Origin of the sequence: Halorubrum sp. Ea1 (genome assembly GCF_002252965.1) — an archaeon.
GTDB lineage: Archaea > Halobacteriota > Halobacteria > Halobacteriales > Haloferacaceae > Halorubrum.
In genome coordinates this window covers 1-25,743 of the sequence record NZ_NHPG01000064.1, presented here as the reverse complement: position 1 = coordinate 25,743, position 25,743 = coordinate 1, and the positions used below count along the sequence as shown (strand labels likewise).

Below are 25,743 nucleotides of genomic sequence, written 5' to 3'. Positions count from 1 at the left end.
TGGAGGTCCTCCGGAGCGAGGCCGCGAGTGCGGAGGTCGAGCGTCACCTCGGCCGGCTGGACGTCGACGACGACGTCGCGCGTCACCGTGACGGCGTCGCCCTCGTCCTCGTCGTCGGCCGCCTCGTCCTCCGCGACGACCTCGACGGTGAGGCGGCGCTCGCCGGGCTCGTCGAACCGCGTCCACAGCCTCACGTCGAGGGAGTCGCCGGGCGAGAGAGCGCCGACCGCGGTCGCCTCGTCCAGCGGCGCCGCGTCCTCATCGGCGTCCGCGTCGAGGAGTCTGACGCTCCGCACGTCGGCGGCCTCGGGGCTCCCGCCGGAGTTCGAGAGGGTGACGTTCAGGGTCGTGCGCTCGCCGACGACGGGCTCCGTCGAGCTCGCCTCGACGCCGTCGATCGCTATCCGGGCATCGGGCACCGCCGCGGCCCCGCCGACGGCCGCCGACAGCGCGAGGAGGGCCACTAGCACGGCTGTCGTTCGTGTGGGATTCAAGTCGACCCTGTTAGGGGGCCGATCGGCATATATCCGTCGTAGGCGGGGGTCGCGACCGGCGAGCGCGACGGAGGTCGGGGGCGGCGAACGCGCCGACGGGCCGCGGGCGTCGCGGCGGGCGACGGTCGGCCGCCCCCGTCGGCCGCCAACGCGTAAAGGAACCCGGGTCGCGGCCGGGACGTACCGGTTACGGATGCTTTTTCAACCGTCCGGCGTAATAACGGGTAATGAGCCAAGGCGACACCGCGAGAGCGGGTGATCGGCGATGATGGGCGGCAACGACCAGCAGGCGTACGACCGCGGCACGTCGCTGTTCTCGCCCGACGGGCGCATCTACCAGGTCGAGTACGCCCGCGAGGCGGTCTCGCGCGGCGCGCCCAGCGTCGGGATCCGCACCGTGGAGGGCGTCGTGTTCGTCGCGATGTCCCGCGCCTCCTCGACGCTGATGGAGGCCGAGAGCATCGAGAAGCTCCACAAGCTCGACGACCACCTCGGCACCGCGAGCGCGGGCCACGTCGCCGACGCCCGCCAGCTGATCGACCTCGCGCGTCGGCAGTCGCAGGGGAACCGCCTGCGCTACGGCGAGCCCGTCGGCGTCGAGACGCTGACGAAGTTCGTCACCGACCACATCCAGGAGAACACCCAGCGCGGCGGCACCCGGCCGTACGGCGCCGCGCTCCTCATCGGCGGGATCGAGAACGGCGAGCCGCGCCTCTTCGCCGCCGACCCCTCCGGCACCCCGAACGAGTGGAAGGCGACCGTCATCGGCGGCGGCCGACAGGACATCCAGGGCCACCTCGAGGAGGAGTGGACCGACGACCTCTCGCTCTCCGCCGGCATCGAACTGGGCCTCGCCGCGCTCGCGGCCCACGAGGACGAGTTCGAGCCGAGCGACGTCGCCGTCGCGACGATCACCGACGAGGAGGGCTACCGGACCGTCCCCGGCGACGAGGTCGCCGAGGCGTTCGAGGCGGCCGGGATCGGCGACGACGAAACGGACGAGGCCGACGACGAGGCCGACGCGGACGACGAGGAGTAAGTCGCGTCCGTCGCTCGGCGGCTCACTCGCTATTTTTTGTCCCACGGCCCGCGCCGCTCAGGCGGCGATCAAGACGCCTAACCCGACGAGCGCCGCGGCCGCGATACCCGCGAGCCGGGACCGCCACGTGCCGCGTGCCGGCTCGGTCGCGACTCCCCGCGCCCGACGCACCTCGTAGCTCGTCCACGCGCCAGCGACGACGGCGAGAACCGACATCAGCGGGAGCGCGAACGCGACGATTCCCCAACCGATGAGGACGGCAAACGCGGCGAACCCCGCGACGACGCCGCCGATAGCGCCGGAGACCAGCGCCCCGATCGGGTGACTGCGACACGTCGCGAGCGCCGCGGTTCCGGCAGCCACGACGAGGAGCCACGCGGCGACGAGCGCGTCGCTCGCGGCGGTGCGGACGCCGGCGTCAAGGATCGATATCACGCGGAAGAGGCCGGCCGGAACGACCGCACCGAAGAGGGCCGCCTCCGCGGTCGGAAGCGACGGGGGGCTCGGGGACACGGCCGACGATCCCCCCGGACCCACGTATGCGTTCCGCCGATCGCTTTTGTGCGCCGCCGCCGAACCCGGGGCATGGCACGCATCGCGGACCTCGTCGCCTATCCGCTGAAATCGAACGACGGCGTCGCCCTCGACCGGGCCGAGCTCGGACCGGCGGGCGCGCTCCGCGGGGACCGCACGTACGCGCTCGTCGAGGCCGGCGTCGACCCCCACGAGGCCTCCGTGGGCGGGAACGGCGGGTACGTCAACGGAAAGAGCGAGCCCGCGGTCCACGGGCTCCGCGCGAGCTACGAAATCGCCGGTCCCGCCGACGCGACGCCGACGGCGGTGACCCTCTCGCGGCCGGCGCGCCCCGAGACGGGGGTCGACGCGGACGAGCGGACGTTCGCGCTCCCCGACGAGGGCGACGCGCTGGCGGCGTGGGTCGGCGACTACCTCGGCTACGCCGTCGACCTCGTGCGCGAGCCCGACGGCGGGTTCCCGGACGACCGCGCCGCGCGCGGCCCGACGGTCATCTCGCGCGCGACCCTCGAGACCGTCGCGGGCTGGTTCGACGGGGTCGCCGACGCGACGGAGATGTGCCGCCGGCTCCGTCCGAGCGTGGTCGTCGACGACTGCCCCGCCTTCTGGGAGGACCGGCTCTTCGCCGACCGGGGAGAGGCGGTCCGGTTCGCGGCCGGCGACGCCGAACTGCTCGGCGTCAACCCCTGCCAGCGCTGCGTCGTGCCGTCTCGGAACCCGGACACCGGCGAGGAGATCGACGGCTTCCGCGAGACGTTTATTGAGAACCGGCGAGCGACGCTCCCGGACTGGACCGAGAGCGACCCGTTCGACCACGACTTCCGGCTGATGGTGAACACCGTCGTTCCGGAGGAACGGTGGGGATCGACCGTCGCGGTCGGCGACGAGGTGACGATCGAAGGGGTCGAGCCGCTCGACGAGGCGGCGTACTGAGCGCTCGGCGCGTCCGAACCGGTGCTGCCGTTTAAAAAGATTCGCGCGAAGTGGCCGTCGGCGACTACCGACCGCCGTCGGTCATCGCGACCGGTTCCTCATCGGCGTCGGCCGGGGCGTCGGCGGTCCCGCTCCCGCCGGCGGTCGGCTCCGTGACGCCAGCCGTGTCGGGCGTCGTCTCGCCGACGCCGAAGTGGTTCCAGAGGGTGACGCCGACGACCGCGTACGCGACGAGGTCGTAGTGGACGGCGCCCTCGAAGGCGGTGAACGCCGCGAGCGTGCTGTAGCCGAAGAGGGCCGTGACGCCCGCCACGAACACGCTCTCGTTCGTGAGCTCGCCCGCCGCCGCCGCGGCGAGGGACCGCTTGATGATCGGCCCGCAGGCCACGAGGAACGCGATCCCCGACAGCGAGCCGAGGTTGACGAAGAAGTGCGTCGCCATCTGCGAGTCGAGGATCGACTGGAGGTACTGGACCGTCACCGGGTCGTAGAACAGCCACTCGATACGGGTGGGGTAGAGGACGGCGATGTAGGGGGTCGCCACCATCAGCCCGAAGAGGACGGCGACGGCGACGCGGGCGGAGGCGAACTGCGCCGCGCGTCGCACCTCGAACGCCGCGTCGCCGGGCGCGACGACGAGCCCGCAGGCCTCCAGCGCGTCTCTGAGCTCCTCGCGGGAGACGTCGGGGTCGTGGTGGATCCCCACGGTCCCGTTCCGCCTCGTCACCGAGGCGGCGCTGACGCCGTCGCGGTCGAGCAGGACGGCCTCCAACAGCCCCTCGCGTCGCTTCGTGTCGATTCCGTCGACAGAGAAGGTGTCGTGGACGTGCGGCTCCGGCACCCGCGCGGTCCGCGGCCCCGCGTCGTCGCGCGACGTCACACCGCGGCGGTCGCCCGCCGGCGCGTCGACGCCCCGTTCGCGGGCCACGGCGTCGAGGCGCGTCGGACGCCCGTGGCGGTCGTCTGGCATGTGAACTACCTTCGTCCGCACCAGCATGAAACTTCCCCCGGATCGCCGCCGAACGGGTTCCGGTCGGCCTCCTGCCGGCCGGCCCCCGGCCGCCTCACTTGGCGAAGTAGCTCGTCAGGTATCCCGAGAGGAACGAGGCGATCCCGACCGCGGCCAACAGCTCCCCCGTCGACCACTCGTCGCTCTCCTCGGAACGCGCGGCCGCGGCGGTCACGGCGAGGCTGACGAGAAGCGAGATGACACCGTTGCTGAAGTCGGTCTTAAATCCCATACCGGTCGTACGGGTCGCGGGCGCAAAATCGTTCGGTCGACCGGCGCTGTCGGCCCCGGATCCGCCGAGACGGCGCCGTTCAGGAGTTGACCGACTCCAGGTACGAGGTGACGATCATCTGCCCCTTCCGCGTGAGCGCCGCGCCCGACTCGCCGTCGACGACGAGCTCCTCGTCGCGGAGCGTGTCGAGGACCATCGACGTCCGCGTGACGTCGCCCGTGACGACGTCGGCGATGTTCGCCTCGCCGCCGGCCGAGTAGATCGACACGAGGATCTCCAGCTGCTCCTCCGTCGGGTCGAACGATTCGAGGTCCTCCATCGCCTCGTCGTACTCCAGTTTGATGTACCGGCCGAGGACGTTCAGCGTGCGCTCGTTCGGGACGGTCGCGATCGACGTGACCGTCTCGGAGTCGAGGGCGTGGCGGAACACGAGCGCGGGGCGCTGCGTGCCCGCGAGCGTCCGGTCGGTCCGCTCGTAGTCGATCACGGCTGAGAGGTCGACCTCGAACGGGTCGGGGCAGTCGACGAAGCGGATCGCTCCGGGTCTGAGGGCGACCGACGCCGTGTGGTCCGAGGCGTCCGTGACGCGCCCGCCCACCTTTGCGGGGTGCCGGACGGTGACGGTCACGTCGCGCAAGAGGGCCTTGAACAGCAGGCGGACGAACCGGTCCATATGCTCCGGCTTGCCCTCGACGAGGGCGGTGCGGCGCTCGCCTCGCCGCTCGTACGCGAGGGTGACGCTGTCGCTGAAGAACGACTGGAGGTCGCCGGGCACCGTCCCGACGACCACGTCGAACACCCCGGAGAGCGGGACGGTCGTCTTGCCGCCGTCCGTCGCGAGCACCAGCCGGCGCTCGCTCAGGAGCACGCGCCCCGTCACCGGCTCGTCGCTCTCGACATCCGGGGCGTGGACGCGACCGACGAAGTCGGCGACGACGGACTCTCCCATCGAATCACCGTAGACGCCGTTCGCTATTTACTGTTACCCACGGGGTATCAGTCGTAATAACGAGCTGTCAGGCTCGCCGCGGCGGTCGGGCGAACGTGTTCGGCCGTCGTTCGCCCCGAATCGCCCCTCGTTCGGCCTCGATCAGTCGGTCGATCGATCGGTGAGAGGCGTGGAACAGCAAAGCCTAATGAGGAGGGGATCCAACCATCAGGTGATGCCCACAGTAGAATACCTCAACTACGAAGTGCTCGACGACCACGGCTGGTCGATGGACGATGACAACCTCTTCGAGGAGGCCGCCGAGGCCGACCTCGACGCAGAGGACTACGGTACCCTCGACGTGAATCAGGGCGAGTACATCCTCGAATCCGCCGAGGCCCAGGGCTACGACTGGCCCTTCTCGTGCCGCGCCGGCGCCTGCGCGAACTGCGCGTCGATCGTGAAGGAAGGCGACATCGAGATGGACATGCAGCAGATCCTCTCCGACGAGGAGGTCGAAGACAAGGACGTCCGTCTCACCTGCATCGGGAGCCCGGCAACCGACGAGGTCAAGATCGTCTACAACGCGAAACACCTCGACTACCTGCAGAACCGCGTCATCTAACGCCGCACCGACCACGCCGCGGTCGTACTCACAGACGGTGTTCGATGTGGGTCACCCCCATCGGTGCCACCGTTTTTTCGGAGCGCCGGTCCCGTAGCGCCGCGGCCGCGGTGATCACTCGACCGTCCTCCAAGCCGATCACGCCGCCGTGCCATACCGGGCCGACCACGCCGTCGGCCCCTACCAGGCCGACCACGCCGTCAGACTCTCGTCGCGGCCGTACACGCGCTTGACGTCCTTCGCGTAGGCGAAGTCCCCGTCATGGTCCAGCTTCTCGTGGCGGTACTCGGGTGCGTCCTCGCGGATCTGGACGCCCTCGACGACGAACTCCTCGTCGCCGAACTCGACGGTCTCGGCGACGGTGAACTCGTAATCGCCGGGGACGTTCACCCGTACCGAGCGCGTCTCGTCGGCGTTCCCGTCCTTCGGGTGCAGCGTCACCGGGACGGTGACGTTGTCGACCGCGCGGGTCCAGAGCGTCTCGACGGTCTCGATGTCGGCCTCCTCGACGCGCTGTTCCGGGCCGACCTCGATCCCGGTGACGCGGACCTGCATCAGCGCGTCGGGCGTGTCGACGACGAACTCCTCGCCGGTCCCGACGTAGGTGTCCGCGGGGACCTCCATCCGGGTGGTGAACGACTCGCCGTCCTGCGAGACGACGATGTCCAGTTCGACTGTCTCCTCTTCCGGAATTTCGGTCTTATAGGTGTGGTCGCAGTCGGTACAGCGGACGGTCGCCTGCCCGCCGGGGCGCAACACTTCGTGAACGGTCTCCTCGCCCGGCGAACACGACGGGCAGGCGAGACCGACTCGGTCTCCTGTTTCGGTCATTACGGCGTCGTATCCGCCGCTCGCGTAAATATCCGCCCCTGTGACCTCGGTGCGTCACACGCTCGCGTGGGGCTCGCGGCGGCGGTTCGGCGACCGCGGCTCTCGGCGTCCGGTCCCCGCCGGAGTAAGGAAACTGGTTTATCGGAGTCTGGGGAACGGACGCCCATGATCGTTCCCGGATCCAGCTCACAGCTGCTCGCGGCCGCGCTCGCGGAGGAGACGGGCCGGCCGCTGGCGACGCCGACGTACGACCGGTTCCCGGACGGCGAGACGCTCGCGGCGGTGCCCGACTTCGACGGCGAGGAGGCGGTCGTCGTCGCCGCGACCGACTCCGACGAGGCGTGGGTCGAACTGCTCCAGCTCCAGGACGCCGTCCGCGAGGCCGGCGCCGAGCGCGTGACGACCGTGGTCCCGTACATGGGATACGCGCGACAGGACCAGTCGTTCGGCGACGGCGAGCCCGTCTCCGCGCGGGCGATGGCGCGGGCGGTCTCCACCGGCACCGACCGCGTCGTCCTCGTCAACCCCCACGAGCCGGGCGTCGCCGACTTCTACGACGTCCCCGTGGAGACGGTCGACGCGGCGGGCGTCCTCGCGGGACCCCTGCCGGCGGACCTCACCGAACCGCTGTTCCTCGCGCCGGACGAGGGCGCGGTCGGCATCGCCGAGACGGTCCGGGACGCGTACGGCGCGGGCGAGACCGACTACTTCGAGAAACACCGCGACCGCGAGACCGGCGCCGTCGCGGTGTCGCCGTCGGACGCCGCCGTCTCGGCACGGGACGTGGTCGTCGTCGACGACATCGTCGCCACCGGGTCGACGATGAGCGAGTCGGTGGCCGTGCTGAACGACCGCGGCGCGGGCGCGGTGCTCGCCGCCTGCGTCCACCCGATGCTCGCCGCCAACGCCGTGACGAAGCTCCGCGGCGCCGGCGTCGACCGGATCGTCGGCAGCGACACCATCGAGGGCGGCTGCAGCGTCGTCAGCGTCGCCCCCGTCCTCGCCGACGCGCTGGCGTAGGGCTCTCGTCTCTGTTCTCCGCCGCCTTCACTCGATCTCCCGGATCGGTCGCGCCGGGTTCCCGCCGACCACGGTCCGAGCCGGCACGTCCTCCGTGACCACCGCGCCCGAGGCGATCACCGCGCCGTCGCCCACGGTCACGCCCGGGTTCAGCGCGGCTCGCCCGCCGATCCAGACGTCGTCGCCGACCGTCACGGGCGCCGCGCGCTCGCGACCGGTCGCGCGCTCCTCGGGGTCGATAGGGTGCGTCGGCGTGTACACGTGGACGCCCGGGCCGAGCAGGCAGCGGTCGCCGAACGAGATCGGGTTCGTGTCGAGGAAGACGCAGCCGTAGTTCGCGAAGAAATCGTCGCCGACGGCGACGTTGTAGCCGTAGTCACAGCGGAGGGGCGGCTGGACGGTCGGCCCCTCCCCGACGGCGTCGAACAGCTCGCGGAGGAGCCGCTCGCGGCGGCCGCGTTCGGCCGGGGTCGTCGCGTTGTACCGCCGGGCGAGGTCGCGGGCGCGGGAGCGGTCCGCGACGAGAGCCGGATCGCTCGGGTCGTACGGCTCGCCGGCCAGCATCCGTTCGGTCTCGTTCGACATGGTCGAGGTGACGGGAGCCGATTTATAAGACCACGGTGGTTCGGCCGTCCGACCGAGCCTCACCCGTGCGTGTACCCGCGGTCGGGGAGGGAGTCGCCGTCGGCCGTCACTCCCTCCGCGGCGTCGACGACGGTCCCGACCCGGGTGAGTTCGGCCCGACAGGCATCTCGGGCCGCGTCGAGCTCGGCGTCGGGAACGGCGCAGACGAGCTCGAAGTCCTCCCCGAAGTGCGCCGCAAGCTCGAACCGGTCGCTCGGGCCCTCGGCGATGTCGTCGACCGCGGGATGGACCGGGAGCCGGTCCCGTTCGAGCGCGAACCCGACGCCGCTCGCCTCCGCGAGCTGGTGGAGCGACCGCGCGAGGCCGTCAGAGGAGTCCATCATCGCGGTCGCTCGCCCGACGAGCGCGGTCCCGTCGGCGACGCGGGGCGTGAACCGAAAGAGGTCGTTGGCGCGCTCGACCGACCCCTCGTCGTCGCGTTCGAACAGGCGGAGCGCGGCCGCCGACCGCCCCCACTCGCCGGTGACGCAGAGCGCCTCGCCCGAGGCGGCGCCCGAGCGCGTTACCGGTCCGTCTTCGGCGACCTCGCCGATGGCGGTCGAGGCCGTCGTGAACTCATCGTGGCTGTCGAGGTCGCCGCCGACGTACTCGGCGTCGACGGCCTCGCAGACGTCGACCGCGCCCGCGACGAAGCGGTCGAGTCGGTCGGGGTCGAAGGCGGCGTCGGCGTAGACGGCGACGGCGGCGGTCGCGCTCGCGCCCATCGCCGCCACGTCGGAGAGCGACGCGCCGACCGCGCGCCACCCCGCGGTGTACCGCGTCGTTCCCGGTGGGAAGTCGGTGCGCTCGTGGAGCATGTCGGTCGTGATGACGGTGTCGCCGACGACAGCGGCGTCGTCGCCCGCGTGCGGCAGGTCGGCGGCCAGCCGGCGAAGCGCGTCGCGCTCGTTCACGGCGGGTCCAACGCGCCGGAACCGGTTAGTATGGATCGGTCCGACGCTCTCGGCCCGCACGCGCGGTGCTCCGATCGGAGTCATGTTCCGTGGTACCACACATCATTTAAGGGAATAAGATAGGTTAACGAATATTATCATTATCAATCATTATGTTTATTACCATTCCTCCGAACGAACCGAGTGCAATGTCAGTATCCGTACGCGGACATGCGGCAACGCGACGCGCCGACCGACAGATCACCAGACGACCACCGCAACCACCCACACGACCCGATGACGACACCTAACGACGCCACGACGCCCGAGACGACTCGACCGACAGACCAGCAGACGACCGACGGCGACCGATCGACGACCCGGACCGACCGATCGACGACCCGGACCGACCGATCGACGACGGGGCGCCCGACGACCGATCGGACGCCGACCGACGACACTTCTCCCGGAGGGATTCCCGGCCGCACGCCGATCACCGAGGAAGCGGGCGCGCCGCTCGTCCCGACGACGACCGCCGAGCGATCCCCGACGACCGCCGACCCGACGCGCCGATCGGCTCGCGCCGCGACGCGCCCCCCGACCGACGCGGAGCGGGACGCGCCGCTGGTCCCGGACCTGCGTCCGACCGGCCGCACGCGGACCGACGGGGGATCGCGATGAGCGCCGTTCCGATGGCCGGAACCGGTGACGGACCGCGACCGGACCCGACGACGTTCACGCGGCGCGCGACCGACCGACACACCGACGGCGACATTGCGGAGTGACACCTATGCACCCGAACGAACTCGACGACGACGTCTTCACGAGAGATATCGACAACCCGGCCGGCAGGAAGCTCCGCGAGCTGTTCGCGGAGCAGGAGTACACCTTCGCGCCCGGGATCTACCACGCGCTCGACGCTCGCCTCGCGGAGATGGCCGGCGTCGACGCCGCCTACATGAGCGGCTACTCCACCGTGCTCGGTCAGTTCGGCTTCCCCGACCTGGAGATGGTCACGATGACCGAGATGGTCGAGAACGCCAAGCGGATGGTCGAGGCGACGAACCTCCCGGTCGTCGCCGACTGCGACACCGGCTACGGCGGCGTCCACAACGTCCGCCGGGCGGTCCGCGAGTACGAGAAGGCCGGCGTCGCCGCCGTCCACATCGAGGACCAGACCTCGCCGAAGCGGTGCGGCCACATCGCCGGCAAGCAGATCGCCTCCCGCGAGCAGGCGCGGTCGCGCTTCGAGGCGGCCGTCGACGCCAAGCAGAGCGAGGACACGGTCATCATCGCGCGGACCGACGCGTACGGCTCCGCGAACGGCGACTGGGAGGAGCACCTCGAACGCGGCCGGATCTACGCCGACGCCGGTGTCGACCTCGTCTGGCCGGAGATGCCCGACCCGTCCCGCGAGGACGCGGTCGAGTACGCGGAGACGATCCACGAGACCCATCCCGACCTCGACCTTGCGTTCAACTACTCCTCGTCGTTCGCGTGGAGCGAGCAGGAGGACCCGCTCACCTTCGAGGAGCTCGGCGACCTGGGCTACCAGTACATCTTCATCACCCTGTACGGGCTCCACTCGGGCGCCCACGCGGTGTACGAGGACATGCAGAACATCGCCGAGAACGACGAGCAGGCGCAGTTCGACCTGGAGGACCGCTACCTCGGTCACGAGACGGAGAGCCACCACGAGCTCTCCTTCGTCCCTCGGTATCAGGACATCGAGGCGCGGTTCGACCCCGAGGCGTCGGCCCGACAGGAGGCGTCGGCCGGCTTCAGCGAGGACGAGCGCGACCCGATCACGGCCGAGGACACCGAGGCCGAGGGAGAAACGGAGGAGCCACCGGCCCCCGAGAGCGACGACTGATCGGGAGCCGATCGCGGAACGAGACCGGAATCGCCCGGTCGTCTCGCTTTTCTTTATCGCCGGCGGTCGGTCGCGGTTCGGGGACCGGTGGTCGGACGCCGCGCTCGCGGATCAGGCCGGAAGCGTGTCGATGCCGTTGATCTCGACGTAGCCGTAGCCGCACTCGGGGCACCGCCACTTCGTCTTCTCGCCGAGGTGGAGGGTCATCGCCGCGGTCCGGTAGAACGACTGGGCCTCTCCGCACGAGGGACAGTCCACGTCCTTTTCGAGCGCCATGTGCCAGGTTCGGTCCGGCGCAGTTTTGAAGCTACTGATCCGGCGATCGGAGGGGATCGGGTCATCGCGCGCTCCGAGGGCTCCGTCGGTCGTGTATACGTCGGTCTCGAGGCCGGTAGAGCGGTGACAACCACCGAAGTTCGGCCGCTCAGGGATAACCGATCGACCGCGTTCGATACTGACCACTCCCGAAGCCAGCAGCCGTGGGGACGACGCGTTCGAACAGCGCCGCGACCTCGCGCCTCCCCAGCCTCGCCGCTCGCTTCGCTCGCGGCGTCCCTCGCGCGCTCCTCGCGGGCCGGCAGCCCGCTCGTCGGCGCGACACGGCGCCATAGCGTTCTTTGAAATCTGTGGCGAAAACGAGAACATTAGCCACACGATCTCAAACATCAGATTCAACAGATACCTCGGCATCATGCCAGTGTTTTCACTTTCGATGCTACGATACTCTTCATATGTGATGTATCCCAAGTTTTGTACTAACATATCACATATCTTCGTCTCAAGCGTCGGGACATGACTCGTGACAAGCCAGCCGAGACTTCGTCACCTAGTGAGCGAAGCACCGAGCGGGCGCTGACCATCACGGTTGACGACGAGGAGTACCGTTCGAAGAAGCGACACCTCAACGTCGACAACATCGTGGTTCTGTCCGTCTCCCGCGGTGCGCTCACCAGTAACGGTATCGTCGGCATCGTTGGGATCTCGGCGGCGGTCGGGTTCCTGCTCTCGACCTTCAGCACTCTCGTGGGTGTCGTCGGGTTCGTGATCGCCGCCATCGCCGTCTCGCTGTTGTTGTTCGTGGACGACACGGTCGAGATCGAAACGACCGCCGACACGTACTCCGTCGGGCTCTCGGACTGGGAGTCGATGGCGTCCGGGTACAGCGAGCTCGAACACGACCTCCAGCAGCTGACCGACGACGACACGGGGGCGATCCTGTTGCTTGCGGGCATGGCCGGCGCACTGGTTGGCATCGTCGATGTCGTGCTGGGTATCGCCATCGGCGTCCTCGGCGCGGCGGCGCTCTACGCGTACCTCCCGGACGAACCCGACTCCGACGAACCGTTCGGGGTGACATCGCTGACGGTCAAGGACAACCGGATTGAGAACGAGTTCCGTGAGATGGCACCGGACCCCATCATCGTTAAGCGGAACGAGGAGACACTACTCAGACGGTACAGCTACCGGTACTACTTCGTCCCAGAGAACATCGTGAGCATCGCCGAGGCGGAGGTCCTGCACCCGGCCCGGACGATACTCTGGACCGCGATGCTAATCTCAGGCCTGCTCGCCCTCTACTTCCTCATCCAGGCCGATGTCCTGTACACCCTGGTGTTCGTCGTCATCGTTGGGTTGGCGCTACTACTCGCGTCGCTGCTGGAAGACTTCGTCTTTGTCTCCGTCCGCAGCCACGGTGATACGGAGAAACACTTCGAGATGCTGCCCGAGGACGCCAAGACCCTCCTCCAACGGTTTAATCGGCGGCGCTCCACTACCGCCGCGGAGGAGTAAACAGGTATCTGGACGGCACGAACGGACTCCCCCAGAGCAGGACGGTGAAGGGAAGCAGAAACCACAGCGCTATCGCCACTACGCTCGCCTGTTTCAGACCGCTGATGACCAGAAGGTCCACGACGAGCATCACAACTGCGAAGACTGCACCAAGAACCCCGTATCGGAACCCGATGCCACCGTAGACGAGAGCTCCCAGCAGGATTGGGATGATCAGCGGCGTGTGCTTCAATACCGGGATCGCACCCAGCCTGACTGCCCAGCCTATTCCCTCGTAGGCCCCGATTAGCACGCCGAAGACCGTGGCCAGCACTCGCGCTCTGGAGATCACGGGTCCGGACCTCACCCCGCATGTATATTTCGACCAACTAATACTTTTGCCGGGTGGGCCAGCGATGATAAATAAACGGTATCGTCGTCGTCGCTCGCTACTCGTCACCGCTCACTTCTCGTCCACGTGCCGGACCTCGCTGGCGACGCCGCGCGTCGAGTCGACCATCTCCGGCCCGGACATCTCCGCGCGGCCGACCGCGAACGCCTTCGGCCCCTCGATGACGACCTCGTCGCCGACGCGGATGTCGTCGTCCGCGTCCACGACGCCGGGCGCCAAGACGGAGCCGTGCGGGACGAACGGGTCGATCTCGACGCGTTTGGTCGGGGCGGCGCTCTCGGCCCAGCGGCGCGCGCCGGCGAGGGTGAACGAGAGGGTGCCGTACTGGGGCACCATCGTCGCGAGCTGCTCGCCCGGCTCGCCCTCGCGGCCGGCGTCGGGGTCGTCGCCCCACACCTGGAGTTTGGGGTAGCGGCCGGTCGTGCGGATATCGGCCTCGCCCGGCCCGCCGAACAGGTCGTCGCCCGCGCCGTCGCCGAGCAGGTAATCGGCGAGCGCCCGGACCGTGTTGTGCTCGCGCTCGCGCTTGCTGTAGGCGGGCTCGCCCTGCAGAGTCGCGTTCAGCTCTCCGAGCGACTCGTCGCTCGTCGGGTGGCCGACGCACGTGTACTCGAACGGGACGTCGACCGCGGGGTCGCTCGCGACGCGCTCGCAGATCTCGCGGTAGCCGTCTTCGGGGACGTGCGCGATCACCCGCGAGTAGTCGTTCCGCTCCAGATAGCGCCGGAGAACCTCGGAGACGAACCCGATCTCGTCCTCGCTCCAGTCGCCGGTGACGACCGCGTCGTAGTGCTGGGCCGGGTACGTCGTCTCCAGCTCCTGAGGCACCACGCCGATCGGCGAGGTCATCGAGACGGTGTGGCCGCGCCACTGGATCGCGTCGTGGAACTGCCCGTGACTCTGCGAGTCGCTGTACGGCTTCGTCGCCGAGCAGGGCACCAACACGAGCGGCTGATCGGTGAACCGGTTCCGGTACCGGCTCGTCACGCGGTCTGCGAACCGCCGGATCTCGACGCGGTCCAGCGTCTCCGCGGTCGCCGCGGTCACCTCGGCGTCGCGCATCAGCGGCGTGCGCTCCTCGACGTACCCCCACTGGTCGTCGAACTCCCGGAACGCGGCCGTGAGCCACTGCTCGTGGCGGGCCTGCCCCTCGACGTAGTCGCGGAGGCGACCCGCGCGGATCCGCTCGCGGACGCGCCGAAGCTCCGCGCGGAGCGCGTTCACGTTGTGCACGGCGCAGTCGGCGCGGGTGAACTCGTCGCGGGGCGTCGCGCAGGCCGGACAGGCGCACGGCAGTTCGTCGAGGTCCTCCAGGAAGTGCTCGGCGTCGGCGGTGAGGTATCGCCCCTCCGTCCCCTTCGTCCGGGCGAGCGTCGCGTCCACGAGGTCGACGCCGGCGTACGCGAGGACCGCGACGTTCAGCGGCGTGGCGACGCCAGAGAGGAACAGCGCGGTGTCGGCCGGGAGCGCCTCCTTCGCCGACACGACCGCGTCGCGGAACGCCTCGCCGTGGCCGACGAACCCGGACGCGTTCGAGAGCAGATACGCGTCGGCGCCGACGTCGCGGGCGCCCGCGCTGTCGACGACGGCGGCGGAGGGGTAGTCGACATCGGGGTGATCGACCGCGAACGACTCGCGGACCTCCTCGCGGGTCCCCGCGGGGAACGAGCGGTGCGGCAGGACAGTGAGCGCGGCCTCGTCGCCGTCGGGGACCGCTCGGTCGCCGGCCCAGAGGCTGCCCGCGTCCTCGAGGAACGTGTCCGCGAGCGCCGGCGTCGTCACCGGCTCGGCGAGCCGAAGCTCCCCGAGTCGGGCGGCGCCGTCACGCTCGTGGACCTCGAAGTAGTCGGTCATACGTCCCCTCGCGCGGGGACGGTCAATTCTCTTGTGTTCCGCGCCGCAACCGTTACGCCGGACCCGACCGAATGGATCGCATGGAGCCGACCGGCCCGTGGGACCGCGACCGCGTCGACGAGTTCCTGACCGACACGCACGTGCCTGTCCGCCTCGGCTGTCACACCCCCGCAGACGACCCGTGGATCGTCTCGCTGTGGTTCTCGTGGGACGGCGCCGTCCACTGCGCGACGAGCGCCGACGCCGACCTCGTCGCCTTCCTCGCGCACGACGACCACGTCTCCTTCGAGGTGTCGACGAACGACCCGCCGTATAAAGGAGTCAGGGGACGAGGGCGCGCGACGGTCTCGCCGGACGAGGAGAAGGACCTGCTCCGGTCTCTGCTCGAGCGGTATCTGGGCGGCGTCGACAACCCGACCGGGAAGCGACTCCTGAGCCCGGAGCGAGAGGAGGTCCGGATCCGCGTCGAGCCGGAGCGACTCCACACGTGGGACTACTCGAAGCGGATGGGGTCGGGAGAGGGATAGTATCGCCCGGCCGTTTTTCCGGTCCCCGTTGAAGCTCTCATGACGTGACGGGAAGTGGCTGCTGAATACAGAGGATGTAGTCAGCAACTAAGTTCGTGATTTTTTGACCTCCTAGATAGCACAACAGTATATGACAGAAGATATCTCACTCGATGGTCGGACGCTTGTTGGCGTTGCAAACACCGATTCGGGGGAAGTGAGTGGAGATACTCGCTTCGAGTTTGAACAGGAAGGCGAACGAATTTACGCACACTATACTGGTGGAAGTATTGTCGATGGCCATCTCGTCGGAACGTTTGACGGAAATGAATGGAATATCAGGTATTCACAGATCAACACGGAGAATGAAACCGCGAGTGGCCACTCTGTAGGCACCGTCGAACTGCTTGACGATGGTCGCGTGCGTATCGAAGACAAGTGGGAATGGGAGTCACAGGATGGTAGTGGCGAGTCAGTGCTTGAAGAGATCGTCTGAAACGAACTCTACTCTGGCCGACTCGCGCCCTACATTCAGCACCGGATCAGTAACATACCCGACAGCTTTCAGAAGCGGGCTGACTGACGCAGACGATAGAGCCAGTACGGCGTGGTCGATCGTTTCGAGGCGCTCACTTCGAATCGGCTCCCACCCTCAGGCGCGGCTCTTCTTCGACTGCTTCTAAACGTCCTCCTCGCCGGTGGACGAGAGAACGTTCACTTGACAAGAAGGCACTTTGACGCTCATCCATCGGGAACCGAATCAGGGTCGTCGGTGGCCAGCGGGAGGTTTGACATACGTGCTGCGGCGAGCAAGGTCCGGTCGCTCCCGTGTCCTAACGCGAGCGCCTCAGCCTGACGCGCGTACGTGCAGGCCGAATGAAACGATGCGACGGTCCCTTGGCTCCCGATGTCGAGTACGGTGTAACCACACGGATACGGTCCGAGCGGTGGGAGCGTGAATTCGGTTATGTCCACGGATCGCACGATGGTGGGGACATGAAGATGACCGGTCACGACGAGCGGATCGGACTCGCCTCCGAGTACACTGATGAGTTCATCATCGTTCTCGAACGCCGGGCAGCTGCCGTCTTCGAGAGGCAGGTGTTCCTGTTCGTTTCGATACCGCTCTCGCACCGTCTCTAACGTGTGATGGACCGAAACGATCGGAGATTCGACTTCACTAATTGCTCCCTCAAGCCAGTCGAGAGTCGAAGGCGACACCCGTCCACTGTACGAATCGGTCAGCGCTGCTCGGGTCGACGCGTTGCTGTTCAACCCGATGAGGTCGACACCTCCGATCCGGACTCGGTAGGGAAACGGTGTCGGGGTATATCGACGTTCGAACTCCGGGAGAGTGAGTTGTGACGTGGATCCGTCGCCTCGATCGATCAGGTCGTGGTTTCCCGGAACGGCGAACAACGGGGGGTCGAGATCCGCCACGATCCGGTCGAACGCGTCATACTCGGCTCTAGTCCCGTTCTGTACGAGGTCACCGTTGAACACGACGGCATCGAGTTGGTCCTCGTTTAGTGACGCCACGACCTGTTTCAGTCGCTCCTCGGTTCGATGTAACGCCCGTGACGTGCCGTACCCGAGTGTGGAAAGATGGAGGTCCGAAACGAACGCCACGCGTGTATGGTCTCCGGCGGTCAGTTGCGTGAACGATCCGAGTACGTCGGTTTCGACGCCGGCGGTTCGACTCGCGGCGTTCGGTTTCATCGTCATGGTATCGAGCCAGTTGAGCCACGGGCGGTATGCGGTCGGTCTGCGGTACGGAGGTGGCCGCCGACGTCCGGACTGCCGTGTGCTTCCAGCGTGAGACGATTAATGATAGCGACAAACGCGATCGTAAACGGCCGAGTCGCACAGGCTTGGTCAGAAAGGAGCGATTTTGAGTTCGTTTCAACAGTGCCGCGTAGGTGATGAATCATGGTCTTGAGTGAATGTAAACCGTGTGTTGTGTTTCGGCCACTTGCGACTCAGATGTGTTTACTTCGGACCGCGGTTAATGAATTTCTAATATTGATACATACGAGTACGTATCCGAACGTCCGGATATAATTGACACCGTTGAAACCGTCCGTATTGAACTCGCCCTGAACCCTGGAACGGTGACGCCGAGCGGCAAATTCACCGTTACTTGGCCGGTTTCGAGGCTAAGCTCACGGATAACAACCTCCCTCACCGAGCGAAGTCGGGAGACTGAGTGAGGTAAGGGAGGGTTGTCGACCACAGTTGCTCCGGTTAGTGGGGGCGCTTCGCCGACGCGTCGGCAATCGTCTGAAACTGCGTCGGGTCTTGGAGGAACTCCTCGCCCGTGTCGGCGATCGCCGACCGGTCGATGTATTCGACGCCGTCGCCGTACACCGCTAGCACGGGCTCGCCTTTGAACTCACCAATCGGGCGAGACGTGGTGCACTCTATTGCGACGTACGTCCCTCCCGGGAGGGTAGGTGCGTCGGCGTGCGCCGCCGGGAGGTCGTCCCTGTGAACGCCCGCGAGCATGTGACCGGGAAGGATCACCATCGCGGTCCGGTAGCCGAACGCCGGGTGGGAAAGCATCCCGACCAGCAGATACGTGAGGTCCTCGCAGTCACCGCAGCCATCGACGAGCGTCTCCTCGACGGTTCGGATGTAGTCCGGCGCTCCCATCGATTCCGCATCCGTCGCGTATTTGAGCGAGTGTACGAGTCCGGTCGCCCCGTCGAGAAGGACCGACTCAGGAAGCGACCGTCGAGCACTCTCGCCCGTCGCGCTCGCGTTGACGAGCGCCTCCGTGAGCCGCTCGGCATGAGCGCTCGCCTTCGCCGCTTCGAAGCCACTCAGATATCCGTGCGTCTCGTCGGCCGCTTCTCTGTACGCGGACCGTTCGATCGGAAACTCCAGACGCCACTCACGCCCGGACCGGTCCGTCCACTCGTACGTCATGGCGTAGCCGTCCGCGGTCCGTTCCCGAGCGACCGAATCTCTCCCGTCGATGGATGTTGGCAGCGTCGCCTCGCTCGCAGAAAGAGCCAGCGCCGCAGACCACAGGTCGGACAGTTCGACGACCGAGGAAGCGACGACCCCGAGCGCTACTCGGTCCAGCGCTTTGTTGAGGAGATCCCGTCGTTTCATACCCACCGACGGACCACCTCGAATTCGTTTGTTACTGGGAGAGGCGTCCGAATCGGCGGCGGGCGAAACATCCGAGTCCGCGTTGACCAGAGCATCGGATTCGACGGGGACCGGCAGCGTCGGGCTTCCCGACCGTCTCGCCCGCCGCGGTCGCGGTACATCCGGGGGGTTATCGGAAGCATTCGGGCTTGACGACGGAGTCGACGTCCACCGTCACCCACGCTGACAGCCGCTCGTCATCGGTCGCCTCTGCTGGGAACACCGTGACCCGATCGGGACCCGACGACCGCCTGTCGACTTGATGTACCAGACCGGTGAACGGGGGACTCACTGACTTCCGCCCGGTCGTCTCGTCGTTCCTCGACCTCCGGTTGGTATCCGTTGTCATCTGTTACTCGTTCGGGTTATTCGGCACCCTGTGCTTGAACCCTTATAATAGGCGAACGGACGCGTCAGAAGCCGACCGGTGGGATATATACTCGTCGTGACCAGTCCGTCGTGCCCCTTCTCGCTCGACGAAGACGAGTCCACTCCGACATTTAGCGTCTGCAAAGCGCGTCGTGGAAGCAGGAAACCCTACCCTCAAGGAGCGAACGGCGTCAGCCGTGAGCGAGTAGGGTAAGGTAGTTCACATCGCAGTTTTTCAGATTGAGATAATCAGACTATGGCGTGGGCCCGGACGGGACTCCGGAGATAGGCGATCATATCATAGTCAGTTTGATACAAATTCAATTCTCTCTTGATCAGAGAACGCCCGTTCGGTTGCTGATTTCGTACGGAGCGATATATATCACTCATAGCAACAAAAACCGTGCCTCGGTGAAATCCTCGGCTGTATGTCCTCGCCCGAGTGCGGGACACTGTCGCCGGTACTCGATACGCTCCACACCGGTGTGGCGATCTATGACGCCGCCTCCGGGGCCGTTATCGACGCGAACGCCCGACTGGAGGAAATCCTCGGATACAGTTCGGACCGACTGCGTGAGCTCTCCGTGGCCGAATACACGGCAAACACCTACCCGCACACCGAGTCTGAGTTCCACAATCGACTCTCCAGGGCCGCCAACGGAAGCCCGCAGCAGTTCGTGTGGCGAGCCAAACGAGCGGACGGCGAACTCATTTGGATTCAGGTGTTCACTTCGCGACAGCGCCCGACGGCGGACTGCTGTGTCCACGTTGAGGTACGAGATGTCACACGTCACTACGACACCCATCATCGGGCGGAGCTGTTCTGGCGCGTCCTTCGGCACAACCTCCGGAACGAGGCCGCGATTATCATCGGATGCGCGGAGCAGGCGATGAACGCCTCCGAGGGCGGACCGTCCGAGGAGGTCATCTCGACTATTCGATCCAGAGGCGAGAAGCTCGGTAACATCGCTACGTCAGTGAAACAGATCGAACACGCGGTGAGCGACTCACAGGCGAGCGTCGTCCGGGTTTCCGCCGCGGGCGCCGTGCAGGACATCGCGAATCGGATAGGCGCCGAATACCCCGACGCGGACATCCGGGTCAGCGAACGGAAACGGATGTGGATCGACATCAACGACGCGTTTGAGTACGCGCTCGCACACGCCATTGAGAATGCGATCGTCCACAGCAACGACGAGGCGCCGACAGTCGAAATAACGGTCGGCTCATCGCCCAACACCGGTCGCGCGGAGATCCGCATCGAAGACACGAATCCGCCGATCCCGCCCGGGGAGATCGCCGCGTTGTTTTCGCCGACCGTCACCACGAGCACGTCCCACGGCTCCGGGATCGGCCTGTTCGTGATGAAGTGGTGCGTCGAATCGCTCGGCGGAGAGGTGTTGTTCGAATCGCGGAATTCCGGGGGAAACGCCGTCTCCTTATTCTTGCCGCCCAAGCAGCTCCCGGATTCGATGATGACCGATTGAGTTCGTTGTTCGCGACGGCGCGTACGTCTCGATGGGAGTTACCCTTCCTCAGTCAGCACGAATAGATCTCCAATTCGCTCCATTCGATATCGATCCGAGCGCTGTCGGCGGCGACATGTCCGGAGGCGAAACGAGGGGGTTCACGAAAACAGTCGCGGCGACCGCACCTGTGAATCACCTTGATAATCGCAAGCCCACACCCGGACATACCGAGCGGAACGGATGTCTATTGAGCAGAAAGTGATGTGTTTCTCTTGGAGATCTCATCCATCGGTAATTCCGCCTTCGAATCCGTCTCTGAGGTGCGATTCGAGTTCGGATCGAGGAGCCAAGCGGGCAGCCGTCACGAGCCGATAGCCGTCTGATCGACTCGCGCCCTCTATCGGCACGAGCGGTATCAACTCCCCAGTCGCTGTCAGTAGCTACATGACCGATAGGGAGAATACATTCAGCACTGAGACTGCGTTACTTTCTTCGTTTGATTCCCGGACCAACCGTTAGTAGGTGCCTGCGGACGCATCTGTATGACTAGCTAAAGCATCTGTTTGTTTCTGGATATTCTATTTATACTCTACCGTCAAAACCACATGCGTGAACAGGAGAACGTATCTGTCTGTAACGAGTGTGACCGTGGCGTCTGTCCTCGGGGGTTGTTCGGCAGTGACGGGAGGTTCTGGTGATGTCCGCGTCGATGACACGACACAGCGAGAACAGACGTACGAATTAGACCTACAGAAGGGTGATACAGTGAAAATCATCGTTGGAACACAGAAAGGGTCTGGTGGAGAAGTTACTCTCTCTCATGACTCGCAAGACGTTCTCTCAGAGGCGTTCGAAACGGAGCAGACGTTTGAGCGTACAATCACGGTTACCGGTGTTCACGAACTCTCAGTGAAACCGTCCGAGTCTACTGTGATAAGTATCAAAGCTATCGTTAATCCGTAGCGGTGGATGACAGTCGATCCCCTGTACTGACCCATTCGGGCTACCGTTCTCTGGAGGGGGTTCCGTGTAAAATACACGCGTTATATGTAGCAGTGACGTTTCGAACTACTCGGCGCTTGTCAGTGCTAGCGTGACCGATACAGAGGATCTAATCAGCACGGGGACTGCGTTATTTTCCCCATTTGAATTCTAAATTAGGCATAGATTGCGCTTGCGAACTGGTCAGTCGTTTACCAGTTCAGAAAAGTTATCACAAACACTACTCGAACTACTTTTGATGCCCTCCAGAACAGATGAACTACTTACATCGATTCGGTATCTGCTCTTCATAATTGTATTTTTGCTCGGGCTTGGAGTCGCGGCACTTGGTGATCTCGCTGTTGCGGTACGTGGTTACACGACAGGGATATCGACTGCTGCTCGCTCGATCGGGGGCGTAGTCGTACTTACAGAACTTGGGCTTCTCTTTTATACAGTGCTTCGACCGAACGGGAGTCAAGACTCAGCGAACTAAGTTTATCGAGTGATTCGTGATTTCCCTGTACTGACCGATCCGGCCTGATCATACTGAGGGGGACTAGTACAAGACTCGCGCCCTGTATTCAGCACAGCCACAGAAATCAGTCACTGATCGGGGGTTCAACAAGCCCCGTTACCCGGACCGCCCGAGCGTCCGCAGGTCCTCCGTCTCGACGCAGTCGGGGACGGCGTCGAGCGCCGTCTCTGGCCAGCCGTCGTGACCGAGCGTGATCTCGCTTTCGGGGTTCACCTCCGCGAGCGCGGCGACGCCCTCGGCCGCGGCGACTCGGGCCGCCTCGTCGAGCCGCTTCGGGACCTCCGCGGTGAGCGGGTACGTCTCCGAGAGCGCCCGCGGGAAGGGGCCGAAGGGCGGCTTCACGCGCCACACCGCGTCGTAGTCGTGGGTCGACGGCGCGTTCGACTCCGTGAGCAACAGGCGGTCCGGCGCCTCCAGCCGGGCGAGCCGGTCGCGGTGCCGGCGGATCTCGGGTCGCCGGGCCGACTCGTGGGAGGTGTAGAAGAACGCGTCCTTAGACACCGGGTCCGTGCGCTCCAGCTCGTCGGCGTGATCGAGCAACGCGCGGTAGCCGTCGAGCATCGCGGGGTGGCCGCGGGCCCGGCGGTCGACCAGTTCGAGGAGGTTCCCCGACCGGATCGCCGCCTTCACGCGGCGGAGCTCCTCGAAGGTGACGTGGAGGTTGTGCTCGGCCAGCAGCTGCTCGGCGGACGCGTCGGCGTCGGTGTTGCCGTTTCCGCCCCCGGCGCTCCCGTCTATCTCCCGGAGCTCCGCGGGCGTGTGCTCGGCGCAGACCGGACACGAGCAGGGGAAGTACTCCATCTCCTCCAGGTGCTCGGTCCCGGAGACCGTCAGGTAGCGCCCGTCGCGCGCCATCAGCGCGTAGGCGGCCGAGTCGAACAGGTCGCAGCCGGCGGCGACCGCCAGCGCGAGCATCATCGGGTGGCCCGCGCCGAACAGGTGGACGGGCGCGTCCGGGTCGAGCCCGCGCTTCGCGGCGCGGACCGCCTCGACGACGTCGGCGTAGCGGTAGGAGTTGAGGAGGGGCACCATCGCGCCGACCGGGAACACGTCGAGGTCGGTGTCGGTCGCGCGCCGGCCCGCCGCCTCTCGGAGGTCCGGGAACGTCGACCCCTGTACGGGCGCGTTGACGAGCATCTCGCCCGTCTCCGCCGCCTCGGCGTCGGCGAGCGCCTCCTCGGTGGTCGCCAGCTCGCGCTCGGCGCGCTCGCGGTCGACGTCGGGCGGCGTCGGCACGTCGACGGGGGTCGCCACGTCGCTCCCGATCCGCCGCTGGAACTCGATTATCTCCTCCGTCGTCACGTCGATGTCGCCGTACTCGGCGAGCTGGAAGGAGCCGGAGTCGGTCATGATCGCGCCGTCGAACCCGAGGAAGTCGTGGAGCCCCTCGTCCAGCACGCGGTCGCGAATCCGGTCCGTGCTCCGGATGATGTAGGAGTTGGTGATCAGCATCTCAGCGCCGAACTCCTCGCGGAGTCGGGACGGCTCGACAGTGAGCACGTTGGGGTTGACGACCGGCAGCAGCGCCGGCGTCTCGACCGTGACCCCGGCGCGGGGGACCTCCAGCCGGCCGATCCGCCCGGCGGCGTCGTGGTCCCGGATCTCGAAGTGATCGCGCATACCCGGAGTGCGCGGACGCGGGCGGTAAGGGTTGCGTTCGGGAGGCGACGGGACGGAGCCCTCGCCCCTCCGGTCGGGCTCCTCAGAGTCCCGTCGGGTGACTCACGTACTCGGTCTCTAGCCCCCACTCCGCCGACAGCGACTGGAGGGAGCGCACCCCGAACGTCTCCGTCGCGTAGTGGCCCGCGAGGAACACCGTGACGCCGGCCTCTCGCGCCTCGTGGTACGCCTTCCCCTTCCCCTCGCCCGTGATCAGTGCGTCGGCGCCCGCCTCGACGGCCTCGTCGAGCCAGTCGACGCCGGACCCGGTGACGACGGCGACCCGGTCGATCTCCTCCGGGCCGAAATCGAGCACGCGCGTCGGCGACGCCTCGCCGTCGGGCTGGCCCTCGAAGTCGTCAAGCGCCTCCCTGATCGACGCCGCGGACCGCGGCGCGTCGAGCTCGCCGACCGTCCCGATCGTGACCGGTCCGATCTCGCCGAACGGCTCCCGGTCCCCGACCCCGATCGCGCCCGCGACTCCGGCCGCGTTACCGAGGTCCTGATGGCCGTCCAGTGGGAGATGTGAGACGTACAGCGCGAGGTCGTTCTCGACCAGCGCCGCGATCCGGTCGTACGCGGTCCCCGTGACGCGGTCGATGCCCCCCCACGAGATCCCGTGGTGGACGACGAGGACGTCGGCGCCCGCGTCGGCCGCGGCCTCGATCGTCGCCTCGGCGGCGTCGACCGCGAACGCGACGCGCTCCACCTCGGCGTCGTCCGGACCGACCTGTACCCCGTTCGCGCTGGCGTCGACGTCGGCGTACGCCGCCGTGTCGAGTTCGTCGTCGAGCCGTCGCGCGTACTCGGAGAGTTTCATGACGATCCGTGGATCGGTCGGGGAATAAAGAGCGACGGTCCGTCCGGGTCGGCTCCGATCGCAGCCGGACCGAGAACGTCTCTCAGGCATATAAACGTCTCATGCGGTGGCGCGCGCCTCAGAGCGCCCGGAGGGCGCGACGGAGCGCGCGCGAGGGAGTCGGACGTCCGGAGCGAAGCGGAGGGCGTCCGACGAGGCTGGGGAGGCGTGAGGCTGCGGTGCTGTGCGGGGCGGGATTCAAATGGGCAGCCGCGAGGACGAAGCACGACGACGCAAGCACTGCAGGGAGCGAACGAAGTGAGCGACCGAAGCGCGTGGTTCGAGACGCCGGAGGCGTCTCGTCATCGCCGGAAATCAGAGATTTCCGGCTAGCAGTCAGAACGCAGAGCGTTCTGACGACATCACGAAAGGCGCTCCGCGCCTTTCGAACGACAGCGAGTCGCGCGAGTAGCGAGGGCGACCGAAGGGAGCGCTAATCGTCCAGTTCCTCGGCGATCGACTCCGGCGGGCCGTCGATCTCCGGACCGCTCTCCTCCGCCGACGTCCCGCCCGGGACCTCGGGCGGGGCGTCGAACTCGGGATCGAACAGCCGGAGGGCGGTCCGGATCGTCTCCCAGTCGTCCTCGCCCGCGGCGTCGCGCAGCGAGCTGGTCGGGGCCGCGAGCAGCTGGCCGACCAGCGCGTCCGCCATGTCCGAGACGGTCTCGCGCTGCTCGTCGGTCAGATCGCCCTGCGCCTCCAGCTTCGAGAGCGCGCGGTCGACCTCGCGGGCCTTGACGCGGTCGGCGCCCGCGTACATCGCGGAGATGGCGTCGTCCGCGCGCTTGCGCTTGTACGCCCGCAGGATGCGGTCGAGCTCCTCGTCGATGATCGCCTCGACCTCGCGCGCCTCCGCCTCGCGGCTCTCGCGAGTCCGGCGCGTCACGTCCTCTAACGCGTCGATGTCGTACAGCGTGAGCTCGTCGCGGTCGGCGACCGCCGGGTCGACGTCGCGGGGCTGCGCGATGTCGATGCAGACGAGCCGCCCCGCGTCCGCGACGTGTTCCGGCTCGATCACCGGTTCCGGGCTCCCGGTCGCCGAGATCACGAGGTCGGCCCCGTGCACGACCGCCGGGAGGTCGGCGAGCGAGACGGCCTCCGAGGGCGTGTCGACCTCGCCGGCGACGAACTCCGC

25 protein-coding genes and 2 pseudogenes are annotated in these 25,743 nt (G+C 66.8%); 10 read left to right on the top strand and 17 right to left on the bottom strand.

Annotated features, from left to right (window positions below; genetic code table 11):
* A pseudogene (locus DJ73_RS08730) lies at window positions 1-494 on the bottom strand (hypothetical protein); the annotation flags it as partial.
* Between the two features lie 265 nt (window positions 495-759).
* Between DJ73_RS08730 and psmA the strand changes: the two are divergent.
* On the top strand, window positions 760-1,533 hold the full coding sequence (gene psmA, locus DJ73_RS08725; protein WP_094557789.1) for an archaeal proteasome endopeptidase complex subunit alpha: 774 nt from the start codon (window positions 760-762) through the stop codon (window positions 1,531-1,533).
* A 57-nt stretch (window positions 1,534-1,590) separates the two neighbouring features.
* On the opposite strand, the gene DJ73_RS08720 is transcribed toward psmA, so the two are convergent.
* The gene (locus tag DJ73_RS08720) at window positions 1,591-2,046 is read right to left on the bottom strand and encodes a hypothetical protein (protein WP_094557788.1); all 456 of its coding nucleotides are present in this window, start codon (window positions 2,044-2,046) and stop codon (window positions 1,591-1,593) included.
* A 72-nt stretch (window positions 2,047-2,118) separates the two neighbouring features.
* Here DJ73_RS08720 and DJ73_RS08715 point away from each other — a divergent pair, with 72 nt between their 5' ends.
* Window positions 2,119-3,000, top strand: a complete 882-nt coding sequence (locus tag DJ73_RS08715; protein WP_094557787.1) for an MOSC domain-containing protein — start codon at window positions 2,119-2,121, stop codon at window positions 2,998-3,000.
* Window positions 3,001-3,064: 64 nt separating this feature from the next.
* On the opposite strand, the gene DJ73_RS08710 is transcribed toward DJ73_RS08715, so the two are convergent.
* From DJ73_RS08710 to DJ73_RS08705, 3 genes are all read right to left on the bottom strand, one after another.
* Window positions 3,065-3,970: a heavy-metal-associated domain-containing protein gene (locus tag DJ73_RS08710; protein WP_094557786.1), complete on the bottom strand. Its 906-nt coding sequence runs from the start codon at window positions 3,968-3,970 to the stop codon at window positions 3,065-3,067.
* Window positions 3,971-4,064: 94 nt separating this feature from the next.
* Window positions 4,065-4,241: a hypothetical protein gene (locus DJ73_RS20270; protein WP_170938248.1), complete on the bottom strand. Its 177-nt coding sequence runs from the start codon at window positions 4,239-4,241 to the stop codon at window positions 4,065-4,067.
* A 79-nt stretch (window positions 4,242-4,320) separates the two neighbouring features.
* Entirely contained in the window at window positions 4,321-5,190 is an 870-nt protein-coding gene (locus DJ73_RS08705) for a CheF family chemotaxis protein (RefSeq protein WP_094525307.1), read from the bottom strand.
* 214 nt (window positions 5,191-5,404) lie between these two features.
* Between DJ73_RS08705 and fer the strand changes: the two genes are divergently transcribed.
* Window positions 5,405-5,794, top strand: a complete 390-nt coding sequence (gene fer / locus DJ73_RS08700; RefSeq protein WP_094525308.1) for a ferredoxin Fer — start codon at window positions 5,405-5,407, stop codon at window positions 5,792-5,794.
* Between the two features lie 28 nt (window positions 5,795-5,822).
* On the opposite strand, the gene DJ73_RS20605 is transcribed toward fer, so the two are convergent.
* Window positions 5,823-5,990 carry a hypothetical protein gene (locus tag DJ73_RS20605; protein WP_176451318.1) on the bottom strand — a complete coding sequence of 56 codons (168 nt, stop codon included), beginning with the start codon at window positions 5,988-5,990 and terminating at the stop codon, window positions 5,823-5,825.
* Window positions 5,975-6,625, bottom strand: coding sequence for an HVO_0476 family zinc finger protein (locus DJ73_RS08695; RefSeq protein ID WP_094525309.1), 651 nt, complete (start codon window positions 6,623-6,625; stop codon window positions 5,975-5,977). The genes DJ73_RS20605 and DJ73_RS08695 overlap by 16 nt, the downstream gene beginning before the upstream one ends.
* A gap of 165 nt (window positions 6,626-6,790) precedes the next feature.
* On the opposite strand from DJ73_RS08695, the gene prs reads away from it, so the two are divergent.
* Window positions 6,791-7,645 carry a ribose-phosphate diphosphokinase gene (gene prs, locus DJ73_RS08690; protein WP_094525310.1) on the top strand — a complete coding sequence of 285 codons (855 nt, stop codon included), beginning with the start codon at window positions 6,791-6,793 and terminating at the stop codon, window positions 7,643-7,645.
* 27 nt (window positions 7,646-7,672) lie between these two features.
* On the opposite strand, the gene DJ73_RS08685 is transcribed toward prs, so the two are convergent.
* The gene (locus DJ73_RS08685; RefSeq protein WP_094557785.1) at window positions 7,673-8,230 is read right to left on the bottom strand and encodes a sugar O-acetyltransferase; all 558 of its coding nucleotides are present in this window, start codon (window positions 8,228-8,230) and stop codon (window positions 7,673-7,675) included.
* A 59-nt stretch (window positions 8,231-8,289) separates the two neighbouring features.
* On the bottom strand, window positions 8,290-9,183 hold the full coding sequence (gene thiL / locus DJ73_RS08680; protein WP_094525312.1) for a thiamine-phosphate kinase: 894 nt from the start codon (window positions 9,181-9,183) through the stop codon (window positions 8,290-8,292).
* Window positions 9,184-9,459: 276 nt separating this feature from the next.
* Between thiL and DJ73_RS08675 the strand changes: the two genes are divergently transcribed.
* Together DJ73_RS08675 and aceA are read left to right on the top strand one after the other, a co-directional pair.
* Complete coding sequence (locus DJ73_RS08675; protein WP_094557790.1) at window positions 9,460-9,843, top strand: hypothetical protein; 384 nt, start codon at window positions 9,460-9,462, stop codon at window positions 9,841-9,843.
* A gap of 109 nt (window positions 9,844-9,952) precedes the next feature.
* Entirely contained in the window at window positions 9,953-11,035 is a 1,083-nt protein-coding gene (gene aceA / locus DJ73_RS08670; RefSeq protein ID WP_094526739.1) for an isocitrate lyase, read from the top strand.
* A gap of 111 nt (window positions 11,036-11,146) precedes the next feature.
* Here aceA and DJ73_RS20265 read toward each other — a convergent pair whose 3' ends face one another.
* Entirely contained in the window at window positions 11,147-11,311 is a 165-nt protein-coding gene (locus tag DJ73_RS20265) for a hypothetical protein (protein ID WP_170938246.1), read from the bottom strand.
* 516 nt (window positions 11,312-11,827) lie between these two features.
* Between DJ73_RS20265 and DJ73_RS08665 the strand changes: the two genes are divergently transcribed.
* On the top strand, window positions 11,828-12,826 hold the full coding sequence (locus DJ73_RS08665; protein ID WP_094557784.1) for an ammonium transporter: 999 nt from the start codon (window positions 11,828-11,830) through the stop codon (window positions 12,824-12,826).
* Here DJ73_RS08665 and DJ73_RS08660 read toward each other — a convergent pair.
* Complete coding sequence (locus DJ73_RS08660; RefSeq protein WP_094526737.1) at window positions 12,807-13,157, bottom strand: hypothetical protein; 351 nt, start codon at window positions 13,155-13,157, stop codon at window positions 12,807-12,809. The two genes, DJ73_RS08665 and DJ73_RS08660, sit on opposite strands and share 20 nt — an antisense overlap.
* A gap of 111 nt (window positions 13,158-13,268) precedes the next feature.
* Window positions 13,269-15,071 (bottom strand): archaeosine synthase subunit alpha, encoded by a 1,803-nt coding sequence (gene arcS, locus DJ73_RS08655; RefSeq protein ID WP_094557783.1) that lies wholly within the window; start codon window positions 15,069-15,071, stop codon window positions 13,269-13,271.
* Window positions 15,072-15,151: 80 nt separating this feature from the next.
* Between arcS and DJ73_RS08650 the strand changes: the two genes are divergently transcribed.
* On the top strand, window positions 15,152-15,598 hold the full coding sequence (locus tag DJ73_RS08650) for a pyridoxamine 5'-phosphate oxidase (protein ID WP_094557782.1): 447 nt from the start codon (window positions 15,152-15,154) through the stop codon (window positions 15,596-15,598).
* Between the two features lie 130 nt (window positions 15,599-15,728).
* Window positions 15,729-16,073 carry a hypothetical protein gene (locus DJ73_RS08645; protein ID WP_094525317.1) on the top strand — a complete coding sequence of 115 codons (345 nt, stop codon included), beginning with the start codon at window positions 15,729-15,731 and terminating at the stop codon, window positions 16,071-16,073.
* Between the two features lie 245 nt (window positions 16,074-16,318).
* Here the strand turns inward: DJ73_RS08645 and DJ73_RS08640 are convergent, their stop codons facing one another.
* Together DJ73_RS08640 and DJ73_RS08635 are read right to left on the bottom strand one after the other, a co-directional pair.
* The gene (locus DJ73_RS08640) at window positions 16,319-17,302 is read right to left on the bottom strand and encodes a metallophosphoesterase (RefSeq protein ID WP_094525318.1); all 984 of its coding nucleotides are present in this window, start codon (window positions 17,300-17,302) and stop codon (window positions 16,319-16,321) included.
* A gap of 519 nt (window positions 17,303-17,821) precedes the next feature.
* Window positions 17,822-18,694: a hypothetical protein gene (locus DJ73_RS08635; RefSeq protein ID WP_094557781.1), complete on the bottom strand. Its 873-nt coding sequence runs from the start codon at window positions 18,692-18,694 to the stop codon at window positions 17,822-17,824.
* 836 nt (window positions 18,695-19,530) lie between these two features.
* Here DJ73_RS08635 and DJ73_RS08625 point away from each other — a divergent pair.
* The gene (locus tag DJ73_RS08625; protein WP_094557779.1) at window positions 19,531-20,589 is read left to right on the top strand and encodes a PAS domain-containing sensor histidine kinase; all 1,059 of its coding nucleotides are present in this window, start codon (window positions 19,531-19,533) and stop codon (window positions 20,587-20,589) included.
* A 1,597-nt stretch (window positions 20,590-22,186) separates the two neighbouring features.
* Here DJ73_RS08625 and tgtA read toward each other — a convergent pair.
* The 3 genes and pseudogenes from tgtA to DJ73_RS08605 form a co-directional block, all read right to left on the bottom strand.
* Window positions 22,187-23,710, bottom strand: a complete 1,524-nt coding sequence (gene tgtA / locus DJ73_RS08615; RefSeq protein ID WP_094557778.1) for a tRNA guanosine(15) transglycosylase TgtA — start codon at window positions 23,708-23,710, stop codon at window positions 22,187-22,189.
* Window positions 23,711-23,792: 82 nt separating this feature from the next.
* Window positions 23,793-24,569 carry a Nif3-like dinuclear metal center hexameric protein gene (locus DJ73_RS08610; protein ID WP_094557777.1) on the bottom strand — a complete coding sequence of 259 codons (777 nt, stop codon included), beginning with the start codon at window positions 24,567-24,569 and terminating at the stop codon, window positions 23,793-23,795.
* A 472-nt stretch (window positions 24,570-25,041) separates the two neighbouring features.
* A pseudogene (locus DJ73_RS08605) lies at window positions 25,042-25,743 on the bottom strand (glutamyl-tRNA reductase); the annotation flags it as partial.

What these genes read in the sequence shown, in the direction of transcription:
- psmA (WP_094557789.1), top strand. Translation starts at nt 760, where the DNA reads ATGATGGGCGGCAACGACCAGCAGGCGTACGACCGCGGCACGTCGCTG.
- DJ73_RS08715 (WP_094557787.1), top strand. Translation starts at nt 2,119, where the DNA reads ATGGCACGCATCGCGGACCTCGTCGCCTATCCGCTGAAATCGAACGAC.
- DJ73_RS08710 (WP_094557786.1), bottom strand. Translation starts at nt 3,970, where the DNA reads ATGCCAGACGACCGCCACGGGCGTCCGACGCGCCTCGACGCCGTGGCC.
- DJ73_RS20270 (WP_170938248.1), bottom strand. Translation starts at nt 4,241, where the DNA reads ATGGGATTTAAGACCGACTTCAGCAACGGTGTCATCTCGCTTCTCGTC.
- DJ73_RS08705 (WP_094525307.1), bottom strand. Translation starts at nt 5,190, where the DNA reads ATGGGAGAGTCCGTCGTCGCCGACTTCGTCGGTCGCGTCCACGCCCCG.
- fer (WP_094525308.1), top strand. Translation starts at nt 5,405, where the DNA reads ATGCCCACAGTAGAATACCTCAACTACGAAGTGCTCGACGACCACGGC.
- DJ73_RS08695 (WP_094525309.1), bottom strand. Translation starts at nt 6,625, where the DNA reads ATGACCGAAACAGGAGACCGAGTCGGTCTCGCCTGCCCGTCGTGTTCG.
- prs (WP_094525310.1), top strand. Translation starts at nt 6,791, where the DNA reads ATGATCGTTCCCGGATCCAGCTCACAGCTGCTCGCGGCCGCGCTCGCG.
- DJ73_RS08685 (WP_094557785.1), bottom strand. Translation starts at nt 8,230, where the DNA reads ATGTCGAACGAGACCGAACGGATGCTGGCCGGCGAGCCGTACGACCCG.
- DJ73_RS08675 (WP_094557790.1), top strand. Translation starts at nt 9,460, where the DNA reads ATGACGACACCTAACGACGCCACGACGCCCGAGACGACTCGACCGACA.
- aceA (WP_094526739.1), top strand. Translation starts at nt 9,953, where the DNA reads ATGCACCCGAACGAACTCGACGACGACGTCTTCACGAGAGATATCGAC.
- DJ73_RS20265 (WP_170938246.1), bottom strand. Translation starts at nt 11,311, where the DNA reads ATGGCGCTCGAAAAGGACGTGGACTGTCCCTCGTGCGGAGAGGCCCAG.
- DJ73_RS08665 (WP_094557784.1), top strand. Translation starts at nt 11,828, where the DNA reads ATGACTCGTGACAAGCCAGCCGAGACTTCGTCACCTAGTGAGCGAAGC.
- arcS (WP_094557783.1), bottom strand. Translation starts at nt 15,071, where the DNA reads ATGACCGACTACTTCGAGGTCCACGAGCGTGACGGCGCCGCCCGACTC.
- DJ73_RS08650 (WP_094557782.1), top strand. Translation starts at nt 15,152, where the DNA reads ATGGAGCCGACCGGCCCGTGGGACCGCGACCGCGTCGACGAGTTCCTG.
- DJ73_RS08645 (WP_094525317.1), top strand. Translation starts at nt 15,729, where the DNA reads ATGACAGAAGATATCTCACTCGATGGTCGGACGCTTGTTGGCGTTGCA.
- DJ73_RS08640 (WP_094525318.1), bottom strand. Translation starts at nt 17,302, where the DNA reads ATGACGATGAAACCGAACGCCGCGAGTCGAACCGCCGGCGTCGAAACC.
- DJ73_RS08635 (WP_094557781.1), bottom strand. Translation starts at nt 18,694, where the DNA reads ATGAAACGACGGGATCTCCTCAACAAAGCGCTGGACCGAGTAGCGCTC.
- DJ73_RS08625 (WP_094557779.1), top strand. Translation starts at nt 19,531, where the DNA reads ATGTCCTCGCCCGAGTGCGGGACACTGTCGCCGGTACTCGATACGCTC.
- tgtA (WP_094557778.1), bottom strand. Translation starts at nt 23,710, where the DNA reads ATGCGCGATCACTTCGAGATCCGGGACCACGACGCCGCCGGGCGGATC.
- DJ73_RS08610 (WP_094557777.1), bottom strand. Translation starts at nt 24,569, where the DNA reads ATGAAACTCTCCGAGTACGCGCGACGGCTCGACGACGAACTCGACACG.